16 protein-coding genes, 3 pseudogenes and 3 other annotated features are annotated in these 22,768 nt (G+C 49.6%); of the genes and pseudogenes, 6 read left to right on the plus strand and 13 right to left on the minus strand.

Annotated elements, in window-relative coordinates; all coding sequences use genetic code 11:
* Positions 1-53: 53 nt before the first annotated feature.
* The 5 genes from yfdE to SF2442 form a co-directional block, all read right to left on the minus strand.
* Positions 54-1,199 carry a hypothetical protein gene (gene yfdE, locus SF2438; protein NP_708242.4) on the minus strand — a complete coding sequence of 382 codons (1,146 nt, stop codon included), beginning with the start codon at positions 1,197-1,199 and terminating at the stop codon, positions 54-56.
* 73 nt (positions 1,200-1,272) lie between these two features.
* Complete coding sequence (gene yfdV / locus SF2439; protein ID NP_708243.1) at positions 1,273-2,217, minus strand: transporter YfdV; 945 nt, start codon at positions 2,215-2,217, stop codon at positions 1,273-1,275.
* A 69-nt stretch (positions 2,218-2,286) separates the two neighbouring features.
* Entirely contained in the window at positions 2,287-3,981 is a 1,695-nt protein-coding gene (locus tag SF2440; RefSeq protein ID NP_708244.1) for an oxalyl-CoA decarboxylase, read from the minus strand.
* A gap of 53 nt (positions 3,982-4,034) precedes the next feature.
* A complete protein-coding gene (locus SF2441) occupies positions 4,035-5,285 on the minus strand; it encodes a formyl-coenzyme A transferase (RefSeq protein NP_708245.1) in 1,251 nt (416 codons plus the stop codon).
* Between the two features lie 512 nt (positions 5,286-5,797).
* Positions 5,798-6,421: a hypothetical protein gene (locus SF2442; protein ID NP_708246.1), complete on the minus strand. Its 624-nt coding sequence runs from the start codon at positions 6,419-6,421 to the stop codon at positions 5,798-5,800.
* Positions 6,422-6,717: 296 nt separating this feature from the next.
* On the opposite strand from SF2442, the gene SF2442a reads away from it, so the two are divergent.
* A complete protein-coding gene (locus SF2442a) occupies positions 6,718-6,993 on the plus strand; it encodes a hypothetical protein (RefSeq protein ID YP_008439267.1) in 276 nt (91 codons plus the stop codon).
* Between the two features lie 76 nt (positions 6,994-7,069).
* On the opposite strand, the gene SF2443 is transcribed toward SF2442a, so the two are convergent.
* Positions 7,070-7,312, minus strand: coding sequence for a hypothetical protein (locus SF2443; RefSeq protein ID NP_708247.1), 243 nt, complete (start codon positions 7,310-7,312; stop codon positions 7,070-7,072).
* 286 nt (positions 7,313-7,598) lie between these two features.
* Here SF2443 and ddg point away from each other — a divergent pair, with 286 nt between their 5' ends.
* Positions 7,599-8,585 carry a heat shock protein gene (gene ddg, locus SF2444; protein NP_708248.3) on the plus strand — a complete coding sequence of 329 codons (987 nt, stop codon included), beginning with the start codon at positions 7,599-7,601 and terminating at the stop codon, positions 8,583-8,585.
* Positions 8,586-9,075: 490 nt separating this feature from the next.
* Here ddg and SF2445 read toward each other — a convergent pair whose 3' ends face one another.
* Positions 9,076-10,314, minus strand: a complete 1,239-nt coding sequence (locus SF2445) for an aminotransferase (protein ID NP_708249.2) — start codon at positions 10,312-10,314, stop codon at positions 9,076-9,078.
* A 376-nt stretch (positions 10,315-10,690) separates the two neighbouring features.
* Positions 10,691-12,177 (plus strand) — a sequence feature (Similar to Escherichia coli K12 sensor protein gi: 1788723 (566 aa). BLAST with identity of 99% in 496 aa. This CDS contains deletion. The sequence has been checked and is believed to be correct.).
* Here SF2445 and SF2446 point away from each other — a divergent pair.
* From SF2446 to SF2448, 3 genes and pseudogenes are all read left to right on the plus strand, one after another.
* Positions 10,691-12,177: pseudogene (locus SF2446) on the plus strand. Its footprint overlaps the feature before it by 1,487 nt.
* A gap of 14 nt (positions 12,178-12,191) precedes the next feature.
* Positions 12,192-12,926 carry a 2-component transcriptional regulator gene (locus tag SF2447; protein ID NP_708250.2) on the plus strand — a complete coding sequence of 245 codons (735 nt, stop codon included), beginning with the start codon at positions 12,192-12,194 and terminating at the stop codon, positions 12,924-12,926.
* 12 nt (positions 12,927-12,938) lie between these two features.
* Positions 12,939-13,796: a sequence feature (Similar to Escherichia coli K12 ARAC-type regulatory protein gi: 1788725 (286 aa). BLAST with identity of 97% in 286 aa. This CDS ontains frameshift. The sequence has been checked and is believed to be correct.), on the plus strand.
* Positions 12,939-13,796, plus strand: a pseudogene (locus SF2448). Its footprint overlaps the feature before it by 858 nt.
* 2 nt (positions 13,797-13,798) lie before the next feature.
* On the opposite strand, the gene SF2449 reads toward SF2448, so the two are convergent.
* The 6 genes and pseudogenes from SF2449 to glk form a co-directional block, all read right to left on the minus strand.
* Positions 13,799-16,294, minus strand: a complete 2,496-nt coding sequence (locus tag SF2449) for a PTS system transporter subunit IIA (RefSeq protein ID NP_708251.1) — start codon at positions 16,292-16,294, stop codon at positions 13,799-13,801.
* Positions 16,295-16,318: 24 nt separating this feature from the next.
* Positions 16,319-17,356, minus strand: coding sequence for an exoaminopeptidase (locus SF2450; protein NP_708252.1), 1,038 nt, complete (start codon positions 17,354-17,356; stop codon positions 16,319-16,321).
* Positions 17,356-18,439 (minus strand) — a sequence feature (Similar to Escherichia coli K12 peptidase gi: 1788728 (362 aa). BLAST with identity of 96% in 361 aa. This CDS ontains frameshift. The sequence has been checked and is believed to be correct.). Its footprint overlaps the gene before it by 1 nt.
* Positions 17,356-18,439: pseudogene (locus SF2451) on the minus strand. (Overlaps the previous feature by 1,084 nt.) Before SF2451 ends, SF2450 begins: the two are co-directional and overlap by 1 nt.
* Before the next feature lie 14 nt (positions 18,440-18,453).
* On the minus strand, positions 18,454-19,701 hold the full coding sequence (locus SF2452; protein ID NP_708253.1) for a transporter: 1,248 nt from the start codon (positions 19,699-19,701) through the stop codon (positions 18,454-18,456).
* 21 nt (positions 19,702-19,722) lie between these two features.
* Positions 19,723-20,049 carry a PTS system transporter subunit IIB gene (locus tag SF2453; RefSeq protein NP_708254.2) on the minus strand — a complete coding sequence of 109 codons (327 nt, stop codon included), beginning with the start codon at positions 20,047-20,049 and terminating at the stop codon, positions 19,723-19,725.
* A 218-nt stretch (positions 20,050-20,267) separates the two neighbouring features.
* Positions 20,268-21,233, minus strand: coding sequence for a glucokinase (gene glk, locus SF2454; RefSeq protein ID NP_708255.1), 966 nt, complete (start codon positions 21,231-21,233; stop codon positions 20,268-20,270).
* A 203-nt stretch (positions 21,234-21,436) separates the two neighbouring features.
* Here glk and SF2455 point away from each other — a divergent pair, with 203 nt between their 5' ends.
* The gene (locus tag SF2455) at positions 21,437-22,693 is read left to right on the plus strand and encodes an ion channel protein (protein ID NP_708256.1); all 1,257 of its coding nucleotides are present in this window, start codon (positions 21,437-21,439) and stop codon (positions 22,691-22,693) included.
* The last annotated feature ends 75 nt before the right edge of the window (positions 22,694-22,768 follow it).

A 22,768-nucleotide genomic window follows, 5' to 3' on the forward strand; every position in this document is an offset into this window, starting at 1 on the left:
TGCGGCTCCCACAATGTTCTAATGTGGGAGCTATTTACCAGCACATCTTACATTTATGATGAGAACTCCTGGCGAATTTGTTCCCCATGCTGGTCGAGCGTTGCCGCTCCCGGCATAACATGCGGGTCCGCGCAGCCGCTGATTTTTATCGGATTACCCGGCATCATTATTCCTCCGGCTTCAATCAACATATTTCTCGCCTGAGTTTGTGGCAAATTAATGGCCTCAGCCACACTTAATAACGGCGCGACGGGCACACCAACTTCATGTATTTTGGCTAACCAAACTTCAGCTGCCTGCGTTTTTAACGTTCGCTCAATATATTGTTTAAGAATAGCCTGGTTTTGTACGCGTAAAATATTGCTGCTAAATCGGGGATCATTAACCAGTTCCGTAAGCTCCAGTGCCTGGCATAACGCAGAAAAAAGCTTGTCATTACCACAACAAATCGTAATCGGCTTATCCTGAGTATCGAAAACATCAAAAGGTGCCATGTAGGGATGGCGATTTCCCAGGCGTTGTGGTGACTTCCCTGTCGCAATATATGCCATCAGACCATGCTCCAGAAAACTCAGCGTGGCATCAAACATCGCTATATCGACATGCGCCCCTCTCTGGCTCTTTTCGCGGCCATAAAGTGCACTCACTATTCCGCTGAATAAATAGACACCGCCGCATAGATCCGCAAGAGAGGTACCAACACGCACTGGCGGAGCATCAGGGTACCCTGTTTCCATCATTATCCCACTCATTGCCTGAATGATGGTATCGTAGGCAGGAGCATCTTTTAGCGGACCGGTATGTCCGAAACCTGACGATGAAGCATATATGAGGCGCGGGTTGATTTCTTGTAACCTTTCCCATGAAAACCCCAGTTTTTCCATTGTACCTAGGCGAAAATTCTCAGCTAATACATCAGCTTGTTTGAGCATATTTATAAATATACTTTTATCGTGATCATTCTTTAAATCAAGAACCACACTCTCTTTGCCATGATTAATAAAACTGTAATAGAGTGACTGTCCATCCACATAGGGACCAAATGTGCGGGTATCATCACCATGACCTGGTGGCTCAACTTTAATTACCCTTGCGCCCATATTATAAAGAAGTTGAGTTCCGAAAGGTCCATTAAGGACATGTGTCATATCGATAACTAATAAGCCTTCAAACGGCCCTTTGCTTTCATTATTTGTCATTTGCTTATGCCTTGAAAAAAGCCGAAGGTGAAAAGACACTTCGGCATTTATGTAAAATCAATAACATGATTAATTATGAAACCAGTCGACTGACATAAATCCACAAGGGAGCCGTGACGACAAAGCCCAGTACGCTCACAGCCAATGACGCTGTACCAGTACGGGTGTAGACATTAAACCGGCTGGCAATAATGATTCCGGAGAACGCCGGCGGTAATGCGCCTGCCAGTACCATCATCTGCAAATGTTCGCTGTTCAAATGACATGCCATACCAACGAGAAGCAGCGCCAGTGGCATCAGAATCAACTTCAGGAAGGTGTTATAAGCAATTTCGGCACTGAACTCGAATTTATGTGCAGCCAGAGTCAACCCCGCAGCGAATACCGCTACCCCTGAGTTAGCCTTCGCAATCAGATTAAAGGTTGGGTCCCATGCTGCCGGAATTTTTACCCCAACCAGCACCAGGATCGTTGCCAGAACAGGTGCCCATACTACTGGCTCCTTTGCCGCAGAAATTAATGCGCTCAGATTACTATTCTTCTTACCATCCGCTCCTGAGGAAGGATTCAGCAAATACAGACCAATAGGAATAGTAATTGCGTTAACAATAATAGAAATAATTGCTACCACTAAACCTGTTGATACGGAATCACCATAAATAGGATCGAGAACTGCAAACCCCAGGAATCCAATGGTAGGTGAACCCGCAATTAATGCACATACAGCTGCTTCTGCATGGGTACGTTTAAAAAATTTGTAGCAACCAAACCAGGAGAAAAAGAAACATCCGACAATAACCACAAGTGATACAAGGGTCAGACGAGTGTCCGCAAAAATCATTTCCCTGTTTGCCCGGGTAATAGAAACAAATAGAGCCGCAGGAAGAGCGTAGTTTAATACCAGTTTATTAAATGCGCGGGCTTGATCTTCTGAAAAAGTTTCTCGTCTGCCGCTAAAATAACCCAACAGCATGATTACGATAATAGGCAATAAATCGCCAATAAAAAATGTTAGCATAATAGTATTTCCGATAAGGGTCCCCTCACCATCGCATAATGAGTTGGCAAGAGGAGACGATGTCAGTATTTAATTACCAGCGACTTGTTTTGGGTTAAGTTTGGTAATATGGCCACTTTCAGTTCCTGCTGCAGGGTCGATAACCACATTAATAATGGTCGGTTTGCGCGACTGAATACCGGTGGTTAAAGCATGACGAAGTTCATCTGTCGTGGTGACGTTATAGCCAACGCCACGAAACGCATCCATTAATTTGTCATACCTTGCATGGTGCAACAGATCCGTTGGTGATGGTGCACCAGCGCCACTGAGATCAACACCGTCTCCTCTGTAGATGCCGCCATTATTAAAAATAACGATCGTCACCGGCAGGTTATATCGACAAATCGTTTCAATTTCCATCCCACTGAAACCAAAAGCACTATCACCTTCAATGGCGACAACCGGAGAACCAGAAGTCACGCTAGCACCGATGGCATAGCCCATACCGATGCCCATGACACCCCAGGTACCACAATCCAGACGACGACGTGGTTTATACATATCAATAATATTTCGTGCATTATCCAGGGTATTTGCACCTTCATTAACTAAATAAATATCCTGGTTCTCGCGCAATACGTCGCGCACAGCACTTAATGCATTAAAGTAATTTAATGGTTGAGTATCTGTACTTAATTTTTCATGCATTTTTTGTGCATTTTGCTGCTTGTGGATATTTAAAATATCGCGCCATACCAGTGGAGTCGTAAATGTGTTTTGTTTCAGTTCTGCCAGCATACCTTGCATACTGGATGCAATATCACCAACGACTGGCACAGCAATGGGGCGGTTGCTGTCAATTTCCTGCGGTTCAATATCCAGTTGAATAAACTGTGTATCTGCCGCCCATCCTTTTTTACCGTGTGCCAATAACCAATTCAGTCGTGCACCAACAAGCATGACAACGTCAGCATTTGCCAGGGCAAACGAACGCGCAGCTGCCGCAGAAAGTGGATGCGTATCTTCAAGGATCCCTTTCGCCATAGACATTGGCAGGAATGGAATCTGAGCACTTTCAATAAATTCACGAAGCTGTTCATCAGCTTGTGAATACGCCGCGCCTTTGCCAAGGATAATTAATGGCCGTTCAGCTTTTGCTAAAAGCGAAATTGCGCTAGTGACTGACTTCGGGCATGGCAATAATGCTGGCGACGGATTTTCAACTTTAACAATCGTGGTTAACGCTTCGTCTTTTTCCATCGTCGCGGCCAGGACATTTGCTGGCAAATCAAGATAAACTCCGCCAGGGCGACCCGATACAGAGACCCGGATAGCGCGTGCCAATGCAATGCCAAGATCCTGCGGCTGATTAACGCGAAATGCTGCTTTGGCATACGGTTTTGCCGCATTCATTTGGTCCAGCTCTTCATAATCACCTTGCTGTAGGTCGACGATCGCGCGGTCGCTGGAGCCGCTAATCATGATAATCGGAAAACCATTTACCGTTGCGTTGGCCAATGCGGTCAAACCATTGAGGAATCCTGGCGCAGAAACTGTCAGGCAGATCCCCGGTTTTTGGGTAAGAAAACCGCTTGCCGCAGCGGCATAGCCTGCCGACTGCTCATGACGAAAACCAATATAACGAATGCCTTCCGCCTGGGCATGGCGTGCCATATCCGTCACAGGAATACCTACAACACCATAAATAGTGTCAATATTATTCTGTTTTAATGCTTCAACGATGATATGCATACCATCTGTCATTTGAAGTTGATCTGACATGATTAATAACCTCGAAATTTTTATAAATTGGGAGCCAGAAGCCCCCGTTAATATCAGATGGCGTGGTTTTGCTTCATTGCAGCAATTTCATCGTCGCTATAACCCAGCTCCTGCAATACAGCAGCGGTATGTTCACCTAATAGCGGCGCAGCTTTAATATCCGGCGTAAAGGCAGAGAATTTCATTGGACAACCAACGGTCAGATATTTTCCACGCAACGGTTGTTCCACTTCAACAACACTGCCACTTTGGCGCAAAGAGGGATCAAGTGAAATTTCTTTCATACTTAAAACCGGTGCACAAGGAATATCAAACTGAGTCAAATAGGCCACCGCTTCATGTTTATCAATAGTGACAGTGTATTTTTCGATTTCAGCAAAAATATCGAAAATATGTGGCTGTCGGGCATGGGCTGTACTGTATGCCGGATCGGTAATCCATTCTGGTTTGCCGATGGCTTTACAGGTGTTTTCCCAGTTTTGCTCCTGAATAGTGAAATAAATATAGGCGTTAGGATCGGTTTCCCAGCCTTTACATTTCAGGATCCAGCCAGGCTGACCGCCACCACCTGCATTACCACCGCGGGGAACTGCATCACCAAATGTACCATTCGGATACTGCGGGTATTCTTCCAGATAACCCAATTTATCGAGACGCTGCTGGTCACGTAATTTCACGCGGCAAAGGTTCAATACGGCATCCTGCATTGACATGGTGACTCGTTGCCCACGCCCCGTTTTTTCGCGATGCAGCAAAGCAGCAAGTAAACCGATCAGCAAATGCATTCCGGTGTTGCTGTCACCCAACGCTGCAGCGCTTACCAGCGGCGGACCATCCCAAAAACCCGTAGTGGATGCCGCGCCACCCGCTGCCTGAGCAACGTTTTCATAGGCTTTTACATTCACATAAGGCGAACACTCATCAAACCCTTTGATCGAACCAAAAATCAGACGTGGATTGATTTCTTGAATATGCTCCCAGGTGAAGCCCATGTGATCAATGGCCCCTGGATGAAAGTTCTCGACTAAGATATCAGCTTCGCGGATCAGCTTTTCCATTACCTCTTTGCCTTCCGCTGTTTTGGTATTTAACTCAATAGAACGTTTGTTACTGTTAAGCATGGTGAAGTAAAGCGCATCGATATCAGGAATATCTCGCAGTTGGTGACGCGTTACGTCACCAACGCCGGGACGTTCAATTTTAATAACGTCAGCGCCAAACCAGGCCAGCATTTGAGTACAAGATGGGCCAGATTGCACACCGGTGAAATCGAGAACTTTAATTCCTTGAAGTGGAGTTGACATAGCAATACCTATTAGTTAATTAAATATGTGTTAATTTAGCGTTTATTTAAGGCATAACGCCCTCTATAAATAATCTGCAAAATATCTTCGTAGCGGCACTCGATATTTTTAAATTCCTGTATCAAGTACTGAAAATTATTTTATCGCCACTTCCAATTCCTTTCTGCATGGTAAGTAGTGAGGACGAAAAGAAGAATATGATAAATATTAATTCGTGGTAATCAGAGAGAGTCGCGACATTTGTGATGTTATTCTTACAACTGTAAGAAGCGCCGGTGATTTACAAGTAAGAGTATGATTACGCTTTTTAAAGCGTACCATAAAGCATAACATAATAAATGATTTGTGATGACACGGGATTATTGCGGTTTACTTTGAGGAAAATAAAATGCGTGTTTATAGAACCGCGAGCGCCAAATAATTTTATGACCACAACCTGTCGTATTGTGGTCATAAAAAATTGTCGGCTGGAGGGAGTTAAATCCTTTACCTCAATATACTGCCTGTCAGCATTAGTTCACAAACAGTGCTTCGCTATCGACGATGATTCCATCTTCCGCACCTTTAAGCGCCAGGTTTGCCTCGTAGTATTGCTTTTTATCAAGCAGTTTCTGCGCATCAGCAAGTGCATTACGAGTCTGTTTAAGCGGCATCAGATATTGGTTTTCCATTACGCCAACACCGGCCAGGCGAAGCTCTTCCATTGCGCCCTTTTTATCCCCTTTCGCCATTTTTTCATTGGCAATTTTTATCGCGGCTTCTTTTTCGGGTGTTGCTACATAACTCTCAGAAATTCCGACAGATGCATTAATGACAATATATTGGTCATCATTGAGATTGGTCTTTTTACCTGGCTTAGCGAACTTTGCCCATTCGGTACTGTCATCTGACAGCAAAGCGGAAGCTTCATTGGTCAGTTCTTTTGCCTTTTCCGGATCGCCATGAAACAGAGCCAGGCGCGCTACCTGCACGTCACGCATCGCATATAAACCTTGTTCAGAGATACGCTCTGCTGCTGCCGTTTTCTGGGTTTGCTGAGTTTGCTGTTGTGCCGCTACCGGTGCATTATCAGCAGCCCATACAGTTGAAGATGCCAGAATTGCTGTGACCATCGTAGCCATAATTAAACGTTTCATACTTACCTCATTCTTTAACAGTTTTAGAAAACGCCGCCATCATATTGGGTGAGCATGAAATGAGAAATCAGAGAGCAACGGTCATTTTGAAAGGGTTATCTTACAATTGTAGTTATTATCGCAAAGCGGCATTTAGTCTTACAGTTGTAGGAATATGCCTCCTGTCGCAGAGAACTATTCTTATATACCACAAAGAGATGTCATTTATTATATTGATGTAAATATTGATTAATTATATGTAAATACAGCCATAACATCGTATGGTTCTCAGTGAACCATTTTCAGGATAACTTTCTATGAAAGTAAACTTAATACTTTTCAGCTTATTTTTATTGGTCTCTATTATGGCATGCAATGTTTTTGCATTTTCCATTTCTGGTGGTGTAAGTGAGAGGAGCTATAAAGAGACTGAAAAAACATCAGCGATGACGACCACACACTCTACAAAACTTCAGCCATCACAGGCGATTTTGTTTAAGATGAGAGAAGATGTGCCACCATTAAACCTCACAGAAGAAATCACGCCTACTTATCCGACAAAGGCGAATTATCTTATTCATCCTGTGCGATAGCGTCTGTCACATGGCAGGTGAACAATCATGTCTGATGCTGATGTGAACACCTGCCCAAATGAGCCATCCTGACCCACTATCGCCTGCCATACCCCACCATAAAGCGAATCATCAAGCCACAAGCCGGGGCAAGAAACATAAATATCCCCGTCACCAGTTCATTACCGCCAGTTAACCACATGGTGAAGTAATAAATGAGTGCAGCGAGGATCACCATGCCGAAGAAAGAAGAGACCGCCGATACCACGTTCAGTACCTGACCGATGTAGCCGCTTACGCAGACAATACACAGGGCGAGAAACATCCATAAATAAATCATAGCTCAACCTCCTGCCGCGCTAAAAAACCTGTAACTTCAGTCACTTTAATAGTAAGACAATCCTTAACCTCTGGCAATTTTTGCTAAGCATCAATGAAAACAGCACGTTAAATGCAACGCTATTGCGTGCGGAAAATTTTTTACTTTGCACGATTAATAATCAGTAGCTGAAAGCAGTCAGCCAGTGATAAAGTAGAGCCACCGCATTCATGCTCCTCGTGGTTATGTCCTGACTAGTCTTTACACTCTTTACAGGAACCATTGTCGTACATGATGGCCCAACCAATTGAGTGTACCGCTGTCGACATGGAATCTTCTGCGATACAACAATTCGTATCTACAGAAGGTAACTATGTTTCCACAATGCAAATTTTCCCGCGAGTTTCTACATCCTCGCTACTGGCTCACATGGTTTGGGCTTGGTGTACTCTGGCTTTGGGTACAGCTTCCTTATCCTGTTCTCTGCTTTCTCGGCACGCGTATTGGCGCAATGGCGCGACCATTCCTGAAACGTCGTGAATCTATCGCCCGTAAAAACCTGGAACTTTGTTTCCCGCAGCATTCTGCGGAAGAACGCGAGAAGATGATTGCCGAAAACTTTCGTTCACTCGGCATGGCGCTGGTAGAAACCGGCATGGCATGGTTCTGGCCCGACAGTCGCGTACGTAAATGGTTTGATGTTGAAGGGTTGGATAACCTTAAACGCGCACAAATGCAAAATCGCGGCGTAATGGTTGTCGGCGTCCATTTTATGTCGCTGGAACTGGGCGGCCGCGTGATGGGACTGTGCCAACCAATGATGGCTACCTATCGTCCACATAATAATCAGCTGATGGAATGGGTGCAGACCCGTGGGCGCATGCGCTCTAACAAAGCGATGATCGGCAGAAATAATCTGCGCGGCATTGTCGGTGCACTGAAGAAAGGTGAAGCGGTATGGTTTGCTCCCGATCAGGATTATGGTCGTAAAGGCAGCTCCTTCGCGCCGTTCTTTGCGGTGGAAAATGTCGCCACAACCAATGGCACCTATGTTCTCTCCCGTCTCTCTGGCGCAGCCATGTTGACCGTAACGATGGTAAGAAAAGCGGATTACAGCGGATATCGTTTGTTCATCACCCCAGAGATGGAAGGCTACCCGACAGATGAAAATCAAGCCGCTGCTTATATGAACAAGATTATCGAGAAAGAGATCATGCGCGCACCGGAGCAGTACCTCTGGATCCACCGTCGCTTTAAAACGCGCCCGGTGGGAGAATCGTCGTTGTACATTTAACAAACTGCTCTTACTCTTTCCCTCCTCAAATCGGCCATAATAACCTCATGATTTTTATAGCTTTTTTCTTAAGTTTTTTCCTTCGCTGAATATCTAATTATTACCGTCAGAAATTAAACTGTCGCCGATATGAGACACTTGTAAGTTACTAAAAGTAAATAAGAAAATGCCTCTTGTCTCGTTTCAGTTTTAGGCGTACATTAGCGCCGTCTCGAGCAGTTTAGCTCAGAATTCTGGGGTGATGCCCACGGTAAAATACAGGGCTTTTAAGGTCGCTTTGCCCGGTGTCAACTCACTGTATCAGGTGTAATGAAGTCATTCAGGCGTAACAGTAATTACGCGGAGAGATGTAAAGTGAAATATTTCTTTATGGGCATTTCTTTTATGGTCATCGTTTGGGCCGGTACTTTTGCCCTGATGATCTAAAAGCAAACTGTGCAATGAAAAACAGGAGCCATCAGGCTCCTGTTTGCATTTCTGACGACGGTGTTTATTCCGCGTTTTCGTGAATATGTTTGCTGCTGACGGGTAGTAAACCGTCGGCACGGAACATCGCTTTAATCCCTCTGATGGCCTGACGAATACGGTCGTGGTTTTCAATCAGTGCAAAGCGAACATGCGTATCACCATAGTCGCCAAAGCCAATCCCCGGCGAGACACAAACCTTCGCTTCGTTAAGGAGCTTCTTGGCAAATTCCAGCGATCCCATGGCCGCATATGGTTCCGGGATTTTCGCCCAGACATACATCGAAGCCTTCGGCATTTCGACCATCCAGCCCGCTTCATGCAGCCCTTTAACCAATACATCACGACGGCGTTTGTACTGTTCGGCAATGTCGCGCACGCACTGTTGATCGCCCTCGAGTGCCGCAATCGCCGCCACCTGCAACGGCGTAAAAGTGCCGTAATCGTGATAGCTTTTGATTCGCGCCAGGGCACTGACCAGCGTTTTGTTGCCGACCATAAAGCCGATACGCCAGCCCGCCATGTTGTAGCTTTTCGACAGCGTAAAGAACTCGACCGCCACATCGCGTGCACCCGGCACCTGCATAATTGACGGCGCTTTCCAGCCATCGTAGACGATATCGGCATAGGCCAGGTCATGGACCACCAGCACATCGTAGCATTTCGCCAGCGCCACAACCTTTTCGAAGAACTCCAGTTCCACGCATTGCGCGGTTGGGTTCGACGGGAAGCCGAGGATCATCATCTTCGGTTTCGGATAACTTTCACGAATGGCGCGCTCCAGTTCGTTGAAGAAATCGACACCTTCCACCAGCGGCACTGAGCGTACCTGCGCCCCGGCAATCACCGCGCCATAAATATGGATCGGGTAACTTGGATTCGGCACCAGCACCGTGTCACCATGATCCAGCGTCGCCAGCATCAGATGCGCCAGGCCCTCTTTCGAACCAATAGTGACGATGGCTTCTGATTCCGGGTCGATTTCAACGTCGTAGCGATCCTGATACCAGCGGGAAATGGCGCGACGTAACCGCGGAATGCCGCGTGAAGTGGAGTAACCATGCGTGTCCGGGCGCTGGGCCACAGTACATAATTTTTCGACGATATGCGGCGGAGTCGCACCGTCCGGGTTACCCATGCTGAAATCGATAATATCTTCGCCGCGCCGACGCGCAGCCATTTTCAGTTCAGCGGTGATGTTAAAAACGTAGGGCGGGAGACGATCAATGCGCGTAAAGCGACGTTCAGGGCGAGTGTCAGCCATAATTTCCTCAGATTAACGTTAGCGCCCGGACCGTCCGAGCGACGCTGCCACAATGGTGGCTGTTTTGAAAATAGCCTGATTAATTTCTGTCTGTCCAGCGTTTTAGAACATTTTTATCAATGGATTTAAATGAGGAACTCCACTTCAAAAACAGGAAATTTTTCTACGCTAACAAGAAAATCACCACCAATTTTATTAACATTATAATTTCAATAAATTTACCAGCCAGAAGTGCATTATCAAGAGATACATTGCTAATACACCATTTATCTTTTAATCCCCTTTTAAATTTATGGTTTTTCCTCAAAAACGGCCTGCTGGTCATCAGCCTTCAGGTTACCTATCATAGAGGTTTAATCCTTATTCAGAGTCACCCGTGCACGAAATATTCAACATGCTGCTGGCGGTCTTCGATCGGGCAGCGTTAATGCTTATCTGCCTGTTCTTTCTCATCCGTATCCGCCTGTTTCGCGAACTGTTGCACAAGTCGGCGCACTCCCCAAAAGAATTGCTCGCCGTTACCGCCATTTTCTCGCTGTTCGCCCTGTTCAGCACCTGGTCCGGCGTTCCCGTAGAAGGCTCGCTGGTGAACGTACGTATTATCGCGGTGATGTCCGGCGGGATTCTGTTTGGCCCGTGGGTAGGCATCATTACCGGCGTGATTGCGGGTATTCACCGGTATTTAATTGATATCGGCGGCGTGACGGCGATCCCCTGCTTTATCACCAGCATTCTGGCGGGTTGTATATCAGGCTGGATAAACCTGAAAATCCCCAAAGCACAGCGCTGGCGCTGGATATCGCCAACAAAACGCTACCGCTGTTTCGCCATGTCAATAGCGAGTCATTACGCAAGGTCTGCGAAATTATCCGCGATGACATTCACGCCGATGCGGTGGCGATTACTAATACCGATCATGTGCTGGCCTATGTTGGCGTGGGTGAACATAACTATCAGAATGGCGATGACTTCATTAGCCCGACTACCCGTCAGGCGATGAATTACGGAAAAATCATCATTAAAAACAATGATGAAGCCCACCGCACACCAGAGATTCATTCCATGCTGGTGATCCCATTGTGGGAGAAAGGGGTCGTGACCGGAACGCTGAAAATTTACTACTGCCACGCGCATCAGATCACCTCGTCATTACAGGAAATGGCGGTCGGTCTGTCGCAAATCATCTCCACGCAACTGGAGGTTTCACGCGCCGAGCAGCTACGTGAAATGGCAAATAAGGCAGAGATTCGCGCCCTGCAAAGCAAAATTAATCCCCATTTTCTGTTTAACGCTCTGAACGCTATTTCATCGTCAATCCGTCTGAATCCGGATACCGCTCGCCAGTTGATCTTTAATCTGTCGCGTTATCTGCGCTATAACATTGAATTAAAAGACGATGAGCAAATCGATATCAAAAAAGAGCTGTATCAAATTAAAGACTATATTGCCATTGAGCAGGCCCGCTTTGGCGACAAGCTGACGGTTATCTATGATATTGATGAAGAGGTGAATTGCTGCATTCCCAGCCTGCTGATCCAGCCGTTGGTGGAGAACGCCATTGTCCACGGTATTCAGCCTTGCAAAGGTAAAGGCGTTGTCACCATCAGCGTTGCAGAGTGCGGAAATCGGGTACGCATTGCGGTGCGAGATACCGGGCACGGCATCGTTCCAAAGGTGATTGAGCGGGTCGAAGCGAATGAAATGCCGGGCAATAAAATTGGCCTGCTGAATGTCCATCATCGCGTGAAGTTATTGTATGGCGAGGGGCTGCATATCCGCCGCCTGGAGCCGGGGACGGAAATTGCGTTTTACATTCCTAACCAACGCACCCCAGTCGCCTCACAGGCTACGTTATTGCTTTGAGCCGGAGTGATATTGTGAAAGTCATCATTGTTGAAGACGAATTCCTGGCACAACAGGAACTGAGCTGGCTAATTAAAGAGCACAGCCAGATGGAGATTGTCGGCACCTTTGACGACGGTCTGGACGTGTTGAAGTTTTTGCAGCATAACCGCGTCGACGCCATTTTTCTGGATATCAATATTCCGTCGCTGGATGGCGTGTTGCTGGCGCAAAACATCAGCCAGTTCGCCCATAAACCGTTTATTGTGTTCATCACCGCGTGGAAAGAACATGCGGTAGAAGCGTTTGAACTGGAGGCGTTTGACTACATTCTCAAACCGTATCAGGAGTCACGTATTACCGGGATGCTGCAAAAACTGGAAGCGGCCTGGCAACAACAGCAGACCAGCAGTACGCCTGCCGCGACGGTAACGCGTGAGAATGACACCATTAATCTGGTGAAAGATGAGCGAATAATCGTCACGCCAATTAACGATATCTATTACGCCGAAGCGCACGAGAAAATGACCTTTGTCTATACGCGGCGTGAATCCTACGTAATGCCGATGAACATTACCGAATTTTGCAGCAAACTGCCGCCGTCGCATTTTTTCCGCTGCCATCGCTCATTTTGTGTCAATCTGAACAAAATACGCGAAATCGAACCGTGGTTTAATAACACCTACATTCTGCGACTGAAAGATCTGGATTTTGAAGTGCCGGTCAGCCGCAGCAAAGTGAAAGAATTTCGCCAGTTAATGCATCTTTAATCGGGAACTTTCATGAAAGCACCAGGCTTGCCCGCCGATCAACAATTTTTCGCCGATCTGTTCAGCGGCCTAGTGCTTAACCCGCAACTACTGGGGCGCGTCTGGTTTGCCAGCCAGCCTGCCTCGTTACCGGTGGGCAGTTTATGTATTGATTTTCCCCGTCTGGATATCGTGCTGCGCGGCGAATACGGCAACCTGCTGGAAGCAAAGCAGCAGCGAATGGTGGAAGGAGAAATGCTGTTTATTCCGGCACGCGCGGCTAATTTACCGATCAACAACAAACCGGTGATGCTGTTAAGCCTGGTGTTCGCACCGACCTGGCTTGGGTTATCGTTTTACGATAGCCGCACCACGTCGTTGTTGCATCCTGCTCGCCAGACCCAGCTTCCCAGCCTGCAACGCGGTGAAGGTGAAGCGATGCTTACCGCCCTCACCCATCTTAGCCGTTCGCCGCTGGAGCAGAATATCATTCAGCCACTGGTGTTAAGTTTGCTGCATCTTTGCCGCAACGTGGTGAATATGCCGCCGGGTAATTCACAACCGCGCGGCGATTTTCTCTATCACAGCATTTGTAACTGGGTTTAGGATAATTATGCCCAGCCGCTCACCCGCGAGAGCGTGGCGCAGTTTTTTAATATCACGCCCAATCATCTGTCAAAACTGTTTGCTCAGCATGGAACGATGCGTTTTATCGAGTATGTGCGTTGGGTGCGAATGGCGAAGGCGAGGATGATTTTGCAGAAATATCATCTGTCAATTCATGAAGTGGCACAGCGTTGCGGTTTTCCGGATAGCGACTATTTTTGTCGCGTTTTCCGGCGTCAGTTTAGTCTGACGCCGGGAGAGTACAGCGCCCGTTTTCAGGGCTAACGTCAGAAGGTTAATTCTGTTTCCAGCAGCGTCAGGATACTTTGTGCATCTTGCGCGGCAAACAACGACTGGCGGAAGTTTTTATTCACCAGTTTACGCGCCAGCTGCGAGAAGACTTTCACATGATTCATCCCTTCGTTAGCACCCAGCGTCAGCATGATCACCAGTTCGACTTCGCCCATTTCTGACTGCCAGTCAACCGGTTTCGCCAGCCGGGCAATGCTGATACTGGAATGACGGATCCACTGAGATTTGGTGTGCGGGATCGCTACGCCAAAACCAACGCCGGTGGTAACAATCTCTTCCCGCTGCCAGACATCTTCTTCCAGCTCAAACGGATGTTCAGTGCGCCCGTTAACGCCGAGGTTGCCGCACAGGAACTGGATCGCCTGCTCTTTATTGCTAAAATCCTGATCAACAAAGATATTCTCCAGCGCCAGCAGTGGGCGAACGTCTTCTTCCGGCGTAAAGGCGGTGAGTAACGCTTCAATTTCCTGCGCACTGCGGCATTCACATGCCTGACGCGCCAGTTCCCGACACGCCTCGCTATCCAGTTGACGAAGCTGGCTTTTCACCGCCGGAATACGCGGGCTACTCATACTCAGCTCATCCAGGCCCAGCCCAAGCAGTAGCGGCAGATAACGGCTTTCACCGCCCAGTTCACCGCAAATGCCTACCCATTTGCCCCGCTGATGCGCAGTGGTAACTATTTGCTGCAACATGCGCAGGAACGATGGCGTAATCGGGTTATATAGCGGCGATACGCGCGGGTTATTACGATCGACCGCATACAGATACTGGGTCATATCGTTGGAGCCGATACTGAAGAAATCGACCTCATCGCAGAAGTGGTCGATGATGTAGCACACCGACGGCACTTCCACCATGATCCCAAGCGTAATCGTCTCTGCATGACGCAGGCCATCGCGCTTAAGCTCAACGATCGCTTTTTGGATCTCGCCTTTCACCCATAAGATCTGATCGAGGCTGTGAACCATCGGGATCATCAACTGGGCGTTGCCGAAACTGGCGGCGCGCAAAATGGCCCGCAGTTGAGTGCGGAACAGGCCAGCAAATTCCGGGTAAATACGTACCGCGCGATAGCCGAGGAACGGGTTCTCTTCCTGGGGAATATTCAGATAAGGAATGCTTTTATCGCCGCCGATGTCCATCGTGCGGAAGATAATCGGCTTGTCGCCCGCCGCCAGTAGCACCTGCTGGTAGGCTTCAAATTGCTCCTGCTCGTCCGGCGCGCTGTCGCGATCCATATAGAGCATTTCGGTACGGAACAGCCCGACACCTTCCGCGCCGTTGGCAAACGCGCCTGGCGCTTCCAGAGCGGTGCCGATATTCGCCACAATATCAATACGCTTGTTATCACGGGAATAGGCCAGCTGCGCGGCAGCCTGCGCCTGTTGTTTTTGGCGTTTATCCGCCAGCGTCTGCGCGACCTGATAATAACCGCTCACCGCGTCATTCGGGTTAATCGCCAGCACGCCGCACTGGGCGTCAAGCACTGCAGGTTGCCCGGCATAACGGGCAATCGCATCCAGCGGCAAGCCACTCAGTACCGGGATCGCCGAGGCACGGGCCAGAATCAGTGTATGCGAGGTGCGCCCGGTTTTCTCCAGAATCATACCCGCAAGATTTTTCAAATCAAGGCTCAAAAACTGGCTTGGGGTTAAATCTTCAGCCACCAGAATGGTCGGTTTTTCCAGCACCAGATTGTTGCGCGGCTTCAGTTCCGGCCAGGTGATATGCAGCAACTGTTCGCTGATATCGCGAATGTCGCTGACCCGCTCGCGCAGATAATCGCTGGCAGAAGCAGATAGTTTGGCGCAAACCTGCTCCATATTGCTGATGATCGCCGCCCCCAGTCCCTGATGCTGTTCTGTCATCAGGCGACGGATATTGCCTGCAAATTCATCATCCTGAATCAGCGACAAATGAGCGCTGAGGATAGTTTTGCTTTCGCCGTCACGCTCACGCAATTGCTGATTCAGTTGCTCGGCAAGCGTTGCCAGGCTGTGCTCCAGCCGGGTGGAATCTTGCGCACTGGCGGGGATTGCCCGATAACTGTCGAGGCTGTCGCTTTGTAACAGGGTCAGCGTACCCACGCCGACGCCGCTTGCCAGCACATTGCCGTACAGTAAATCCGGGTTAAGGCGGCTTAATGAACGCGGCAGCGGATGCGCCGTCAGTTCTGCCTGCGTCGGCTGAACGCTGTCGCTGTCGATAAAGCGCACCAGGATGTACTCTTCCAGCACGCGCCGCGCCTGCTCTTCATCGCTGCCGCTAATGTTCAGGCTGCAACTGTCATTAAATAAGGTGCCAGTTCCAATCAACGCCAGCGAGCTTTTAGCATCAGCCTTTGCGTTCTGGCGATGGTTGATAAAGGTGATTTCGCTTTGCCACTGGCTGCACTGTTCTTTAAGTTCCCACGCCGGACGAGCATGTAGACCGTTAGGCAAAGGACAGAGAAATTGAATCGTTAACATAACCGCTCCGGGTTAATCAGGAGATCATCTGAAATCCGTCAGTTGAACAACCGTCTCACGCGTAAGACGTTGAATAAGGGCAGATAAAAGTTGCTCCATCTGCAAAATGTCGCGGCAATCGGCAATCGATGCCGCGCAATGTCCGTGGCGGGTGGCAGGCCCCATTACCAATGTGGGTACGCCAGTACCGGTTAAGTGCACCGCTCCACCGTCCGTGCCGCCGTTACTGAACATATCCGCCTGCAACGGAACGCCAATTTCTGCCGCCACGGTTTCAATCCACGCGGTAAGTTTTGGCGGCGCAATCAGCGATTTATCGCTTAACACCAGCATCGGCCCGTTACCAATCTGACGATGGTTAGCCGCGCCATAATCAAAGTTTTTCGCCCAGCAGGCGGTATCAAGCACAATGGCGACGTCCGGCGACACCGCGCGGGTAGCAGTTTGCCCGCCGCGTAATCCCACCTCTTCGCTGGAACTTGCCACCAGCCACACTTCCGCAGGCAGTTCGGCGTCGTGCAGCTCACGTAGTAACGTCACCAGCAGATAGCAACTGAGGCGATCATCAAAGGCTTTGCCCATCACCCGCTGGTGAGGGAGGACCTGAAAAGTGGTATCGAAGGTGACGCGATCGCCTGGACGAATTCCCGCCTGCATCACTTCGTCATAGGTGCGCGCGCCAATGTCCACGCGCATGGCGCTAACGTCATTCCCCTGCCGGTCGCCGTCAAGCAGGCCTGGAATTTTGCACTCTTCACGGGTGGTGATGCGCACCGGCTGCAGCTGGCGGGCAGCCATGCGCACGTTGCCAACCGGCAGCACGTCAATAGCGCCTTCGCGGGAGATGCTGCGCACCATAAATCCCACTTCGTCCATATGGGCGCAGATCATCACCTTCGGACCTGTCGATTCATTGAGGCGGATCAGCACCGATCCCAGACCATCAAATCGCACTTCTTTTTGCAGGCGAGCCGCTTCTTCCAGCAGGATCTGCCGCACTTCCTGTTCCGAGGAGGCGATCGCATCTGCCTCGCTCAACGCTTTTAATAGCGATAAATCCATTATGCCTCTCCCGTGAGCAACACTGTTTTCGGCATGGCGTAGAGCACTTCTGCGCCTTGCGGGGTAACCAGCACAACATCTTCGATGCGCACGCCCCCTTGCCCTAGCAAATAAATCCCCGGCTCCACGGTCAGCAACATGCCTGGCTGTAGCGTCGTGGTGTCCCGCGGTGAAAAACGCGGATCTTCATGGACTTCAATGCCGATAGCGTGACCAGTGTTATGACCGAAATAGTCGCCAAATCCAGCCTCGGTAATGACCCGGCGCGCGGCGTCGTCAATCTGCTGGCAGCGCACGCCGGGGCGAATTGCAGAGATTGCCGCGAGCTGTGCCTGCAGGACAATCTGATAGACGTCAAACAGCGGGTGAGATTCGGCGCTCACCCCTTCGCCATTCACCAGCAAGGTGCGCGTCATATCAGCAGTAGCCCTGATACAGCGCACCAAAATCGAGAGTGACAAACTCGCCCGCTGCAACAATCTTGTCGCTGGCTTTGCCGTGCGGCAGCGCCCCGCGCCAGCCGCTGGCGACAATGGTGTCAAAAGAGGCTTTTTCTGCGCCCTGCTGGCGCATAAACCACTCCAGTTCAGCGGCTATCTCGCGCTCGCTCATCCCCGCCTGAATAAAGCGGCGAATATGCTCCGCTCCGCGATCGGCAATCCCACAGGCGAGGCGGATTATCTCCACCTCCTCTGGCGTTTTGATTTGCCGCAGCACATCCGGCGTGGCGCTAACCAGTTTCGCATTGAGTTCAGACTTCCAGCGGTGCGCGGTTTCCCAACTCACCTGCTGGCCTTCAAAACCGAGCGTTTGCAACTGCTCATCGGCAATGATTTGATTGACGATAGTGGTAAGCGTGTTCGTTGCGTCAAGCAAATGCAGCTGGTAGCCTTGCGCACGGGCTTCCACCTCAACGAAATAGCGCGAATCTACCAGAATGTGCGCACTTTCACGGCTAATAACCACATAGCCTGATCCGGTGGAGATCCCCAGATGCGGCTGTTTGTTCTGCCGTGAGGAGAGAAGCACCGCATCCAGTTGTTGCACCTTAAGCCAGTTGCGCAGCGAAGCGAGTAATGTCATCTGGATTTTCCTTCTTACAGGCTATCGATTAACAATTTGCCTTTGCGGAACATCATCAGACGCAGGAACACCACCATCAGCGCAGTAATGATTGCCCCCAGCGCGATCCCCGCCATATAAACGCCCAAGTTAGTGACCAGCGGCCATGCCCAGATAGCGGATTCCGGGAACCATTGCACTGCGCCCAGCCAGACAGCTGCGGTTGAGCCGACAATCGCGCCGACCATATATGACGGAATAGCGGTGATGGGGCTTTCCAGCGCAAACGGAATCGCACCCTCACTAATCCCCATAAAGGCCAGGAACATCGCGGTCTTACCCTGCGGATAAAGTTGAGCGTTGAACAGGCGTTTGCCGGTTAAACGACGGTCAATAATGGTCGCCAGACCCAGACCAATCGGCGGAATAACGATAGCGATAGAACGAGCGGTGACCGGTAATACGTGGTCAGTGGTAAAGCTGAAGGCAACGAAACCTGCGGCTTTGTTGATCGGGCCACCAAGGTCGATTGCTGTCGCCGCGGCGATCCCCATTGCGTACATCAGCGCGCCCTTCTCACCTGCGGCAGTCAGCACAGTACGGATACCGCCGTTGATCCAGCCACCAAAGGGAGTGATGACGTAGTACATCGCCAGCATGACAAAAATGGCGGAAAGAATCGGTAGCAAAAATGTGGTTTTGAACGCTAACAGGAAATCCGGTAACTGGATTTTCTGGTTCATCCATTTCACAAGGTAACCGGCAACGATAGAAATAATCAGCGCACCAATGAAGGTGGACGGCACCGGCGAAGAGGTCGCCCATTGCATAGTGCTGGGATCGAAGTTCAGCAGTTGCGTCGGCTGGGTAGACATCAACCCGCCGATAAAACCAGCCGGGAACGCCAGTTTGCCACCGATAGAGTTCGCCACAAATGCAGCAAACATCGGAATGGCAAAACCAAACAACACGCCGCCGAAGGACTGCGACAGCCAGGCAAATTTAAGTAAGGAGAGGTCGAAACCGGAGAATTTCCCGCTATTAAGAGCATCCATGATGCCGATCTCAGCAGGAATTTTAAGCCAGCTATAAGCAATCAGCTGGCTGAAAGCGAGGATCACACCGCCCATAATTAAGGTCGGCACCATGCGTGAAATCCCTGACATCACATGCTGCGGGAGTTCACCCCAGAAGCTGCTTTTAGAGGCCTGCAGATTCTTAACTGCCGCTGCCGCACCGGATGCGCCAGGCACAACGGTTGCACTGCGTTTTTTAATGGCCATAACAATTATCCCTGTCGAATATTACTGTTGTTCAGAGGCAATCATCTCTTCGATTTCTTTGATGATGCCCGCAGCGTTTTTAATTGCGTCCTGCAAAGTGATTTCATAAACGTCGCGTGATTCGAAACGTTCGTTATCTTCCGGGGTAACTGCCACGGAATGGATGATGATGGTCGCTTCGGCGATATCCTGCGCCGTCAGGCGATTCTGGATGCCGTCCGCGCCCTGGGTTTCAATTTTCACTTCATAACCGGCTTCTACCGCCGCTTCTTCCAGCACCTGAGCGGCCATAAAAGTGTGAGCCAGGCCCATTGGGCAGGCACATAAGGCAATCAGTTTCTTACTCATCGTTAATTCCTCGTTCAGTGATAGTTGACTAGTGAAATTATGAACGTGCAAAACAAATCGCCGTTACCAGACAAATAATGCATTTACTGGAGAATTAATCCCGCTGTACGGAAGTGTGACGCAGGTCGGCCTTGTGAGGGGACACAAAGAAAAATTGAATTAACTGTATGATTTAAAAGATTATCGGGAGAGTTACCTCCCGATATAACAGGAAGGATTTACAGAATGTGACCTAAGGTCTGGCGTAAATGTGCACCGGAACCGAGAAGACCCGGATAGTCATGGACGATGAGATACACCGGAATATCATGGACATATTCTTTAAAGCGCCCTTTATCTTCAAATGCGGCACGGAAACCGGAGGCTTTGAAGAACTCAAGGAAGCGCGGCACGATACCGCCCGCAATAAACACGCCGCCAAATGTCCCGAGATTGAGCGCCAGATTGCCGCCAAAACGGCCCATAATGACGCAAAACAGCGACAATGCGCGGCGGCAATCGGTGCAGCTGTCAGCCAGCGCGCGTTCGGTAATATCTTTTGGCTTGAGATTTTCTGGCAGGCGGTTGTCAGCTTTCACAATTGCGCGATACAAATTCACCAGCCCAGGGCCAGAAAGCACGCGCTCCGCCGAAACATGACCAATTTCCGCACGCAATATTTCGAGGATAATGGCCTCTTCTTCACTATTCGGCGCAAAATCAACGTGACCGCCTTCGCCCGGCAAGCTTACCCAACGCTTATCGACATGGACCAGATGCGCAACCCCAAGCCCCGTTCCGGCACCGTAAACCGCAATAGGCTTACCTTCGACCGGTTCTGCGCCACCAAACTGAATCAAATGCTCTTTTTTCAGCATCGGGATCGCCATCGATACAGCGGTAAAATCGTTAATAATTTCCAGATGGCTAAAACCGAGATTCTTTTTCATTTCGGCAATTGAGAACGCCCAGGTATGGTTGGTCATTGCCACCCAGTCACCGGTAATTGGGCAAGCGATGGCAATACAGCCGTCTTTCACCTCGACCTTATGTTCTTCAAGATAAACGCGAATGACCGCTTCGAGGCTGGGGTAATCAAGCCCTGAATAGGTCTTAGCCTGCGAGATTTCACCACTGGCAATATCACACAGAGCAAGACGTGCGTTGGTGCCGCCCACATCACCGACTAATGCATACTTTGTCATTCTTCAACTGCTCCGCTAAAGTCAAAATAATTCTTTCTCACACTGTAAATACCTGGGGGCATAACAACAACGCCGGAAAGGCAGGCTCCCTGTAAATATCGATCTGGGTCACACAATTACTTTATCGTTTCAGCACCAATTGCAGCGATGCCTTTTTGCAAGCTGGGCAAACTAAGTATCTGACCCCGCATAAGGAATAGAACATGCTCCATCCGCGAGCCAGAACCATGTTGTTATTATCGCTCCCCGCCGTGGCAATTGGGATTGCGTCCAGTCTTATTCTGATTGTGGTGATGAAAATCGCCTCGGTATTACAGAATTTGCTCTGGCAACGACTGCCGGGAACTCTGGGGATAGCCCAGGATTCACCCCTCTGGATCATCGGTGTATTAACGCTAACGGGTATTGCGGTGGGGTTGGTTATCCGTTTCAGCCAGGGTCATGCCGGACCAGACCCCGCCTGTGAACCGCTGATCGGCGCACCGGTTCCGCCCTCTGCGCTACCTAGACTTATCGTAGCATTAATTCTCGGTCTTGCTGGCGGCGTCAGCCTGGGGCCGGAACATCCGATCATGACCGTCAATATCGCCCTTGCCGTCGCCATTGGCGCTCGTCTGTTACCGCGCGTCAACCGAATGGAGTGGACTATTTTAGCCTCTGCCGGAACCATCGGCGCGCTGTTTGGTACACCTGTTGCGGCGGCGTTGATATTTTCGCAAACCTTAAATGGCAGTAGTGAAGTTCCGCTATGGGATCGTCTTTTTGCGCCGTTAATGGCGGCAGCAGCTGGTGCACTTACTACCGGATTATTTTTCCATCCCCATTTTTCACTGCCCATTGCGCATTACGGACAGATGGAAATGACCGATATTCTCAGCGGTGCAATTGTCGCGGCGATTGCCATCGCAGCAGGGATGGTCGCCGTATGGTGCTTACCACGGTTGCACGCGATGATGAATCAAATGAAAAATCCGGTGCTCGTGCTGGGTATTGGCGGATTTATTCTCGGAATTCTGGGGGTTATTGGTGGACCAGTTTCGCTGTTTAAAGGGCTGGATGAGATGCAGCAGATGGTGGCAAATCAGGCTTTCAGCACCAGCGATTACTTTTTGCTGGCGGTAATTAAACTTGCCGCCCTGGTCGTTGCTGCCGCCAGTGGCTTTCGCGGTGGGCGAATCTTCCCGGCAGTGTTTGTCGGCGTGGCATTAGGGTTGATGCTGCATGAGCACGTTCCCGCCGTTCCAGCGGCAATAACCGTTTCCTGCGCTATTCTCGGCATCGTGCTGGTGGTAACACGCGATGGCTGGTTAAGTCTTTTTATGGCGGCAGTCGTTGTACCCAATACCACATTGCTACCGCTGCTCTGTATCGTCATGCTTCCGGCATGGCTGTTATTAGCAGGTAAGCCGATGATGATGGTCAATCGTCCGAAGCAACAGCCACCCCACGATAATGTTTAGCAAAAAATGCTCTCCTTTATGATTTAAGAGTTATGGCGATGATACGGGGCTTTACCTCCCCGTAATATTGCGTTA

It is taken from the genome of Shigella flexneri 2a str. 301, from assembly GCF_000006925.2.
In the GTDB taxonomy this organism is placed as follows: Bacteria; Pseudomonadota; Gammaproteobacteria; order Enterobacterales; family Enterobacteriaceae; genus ECMA0423.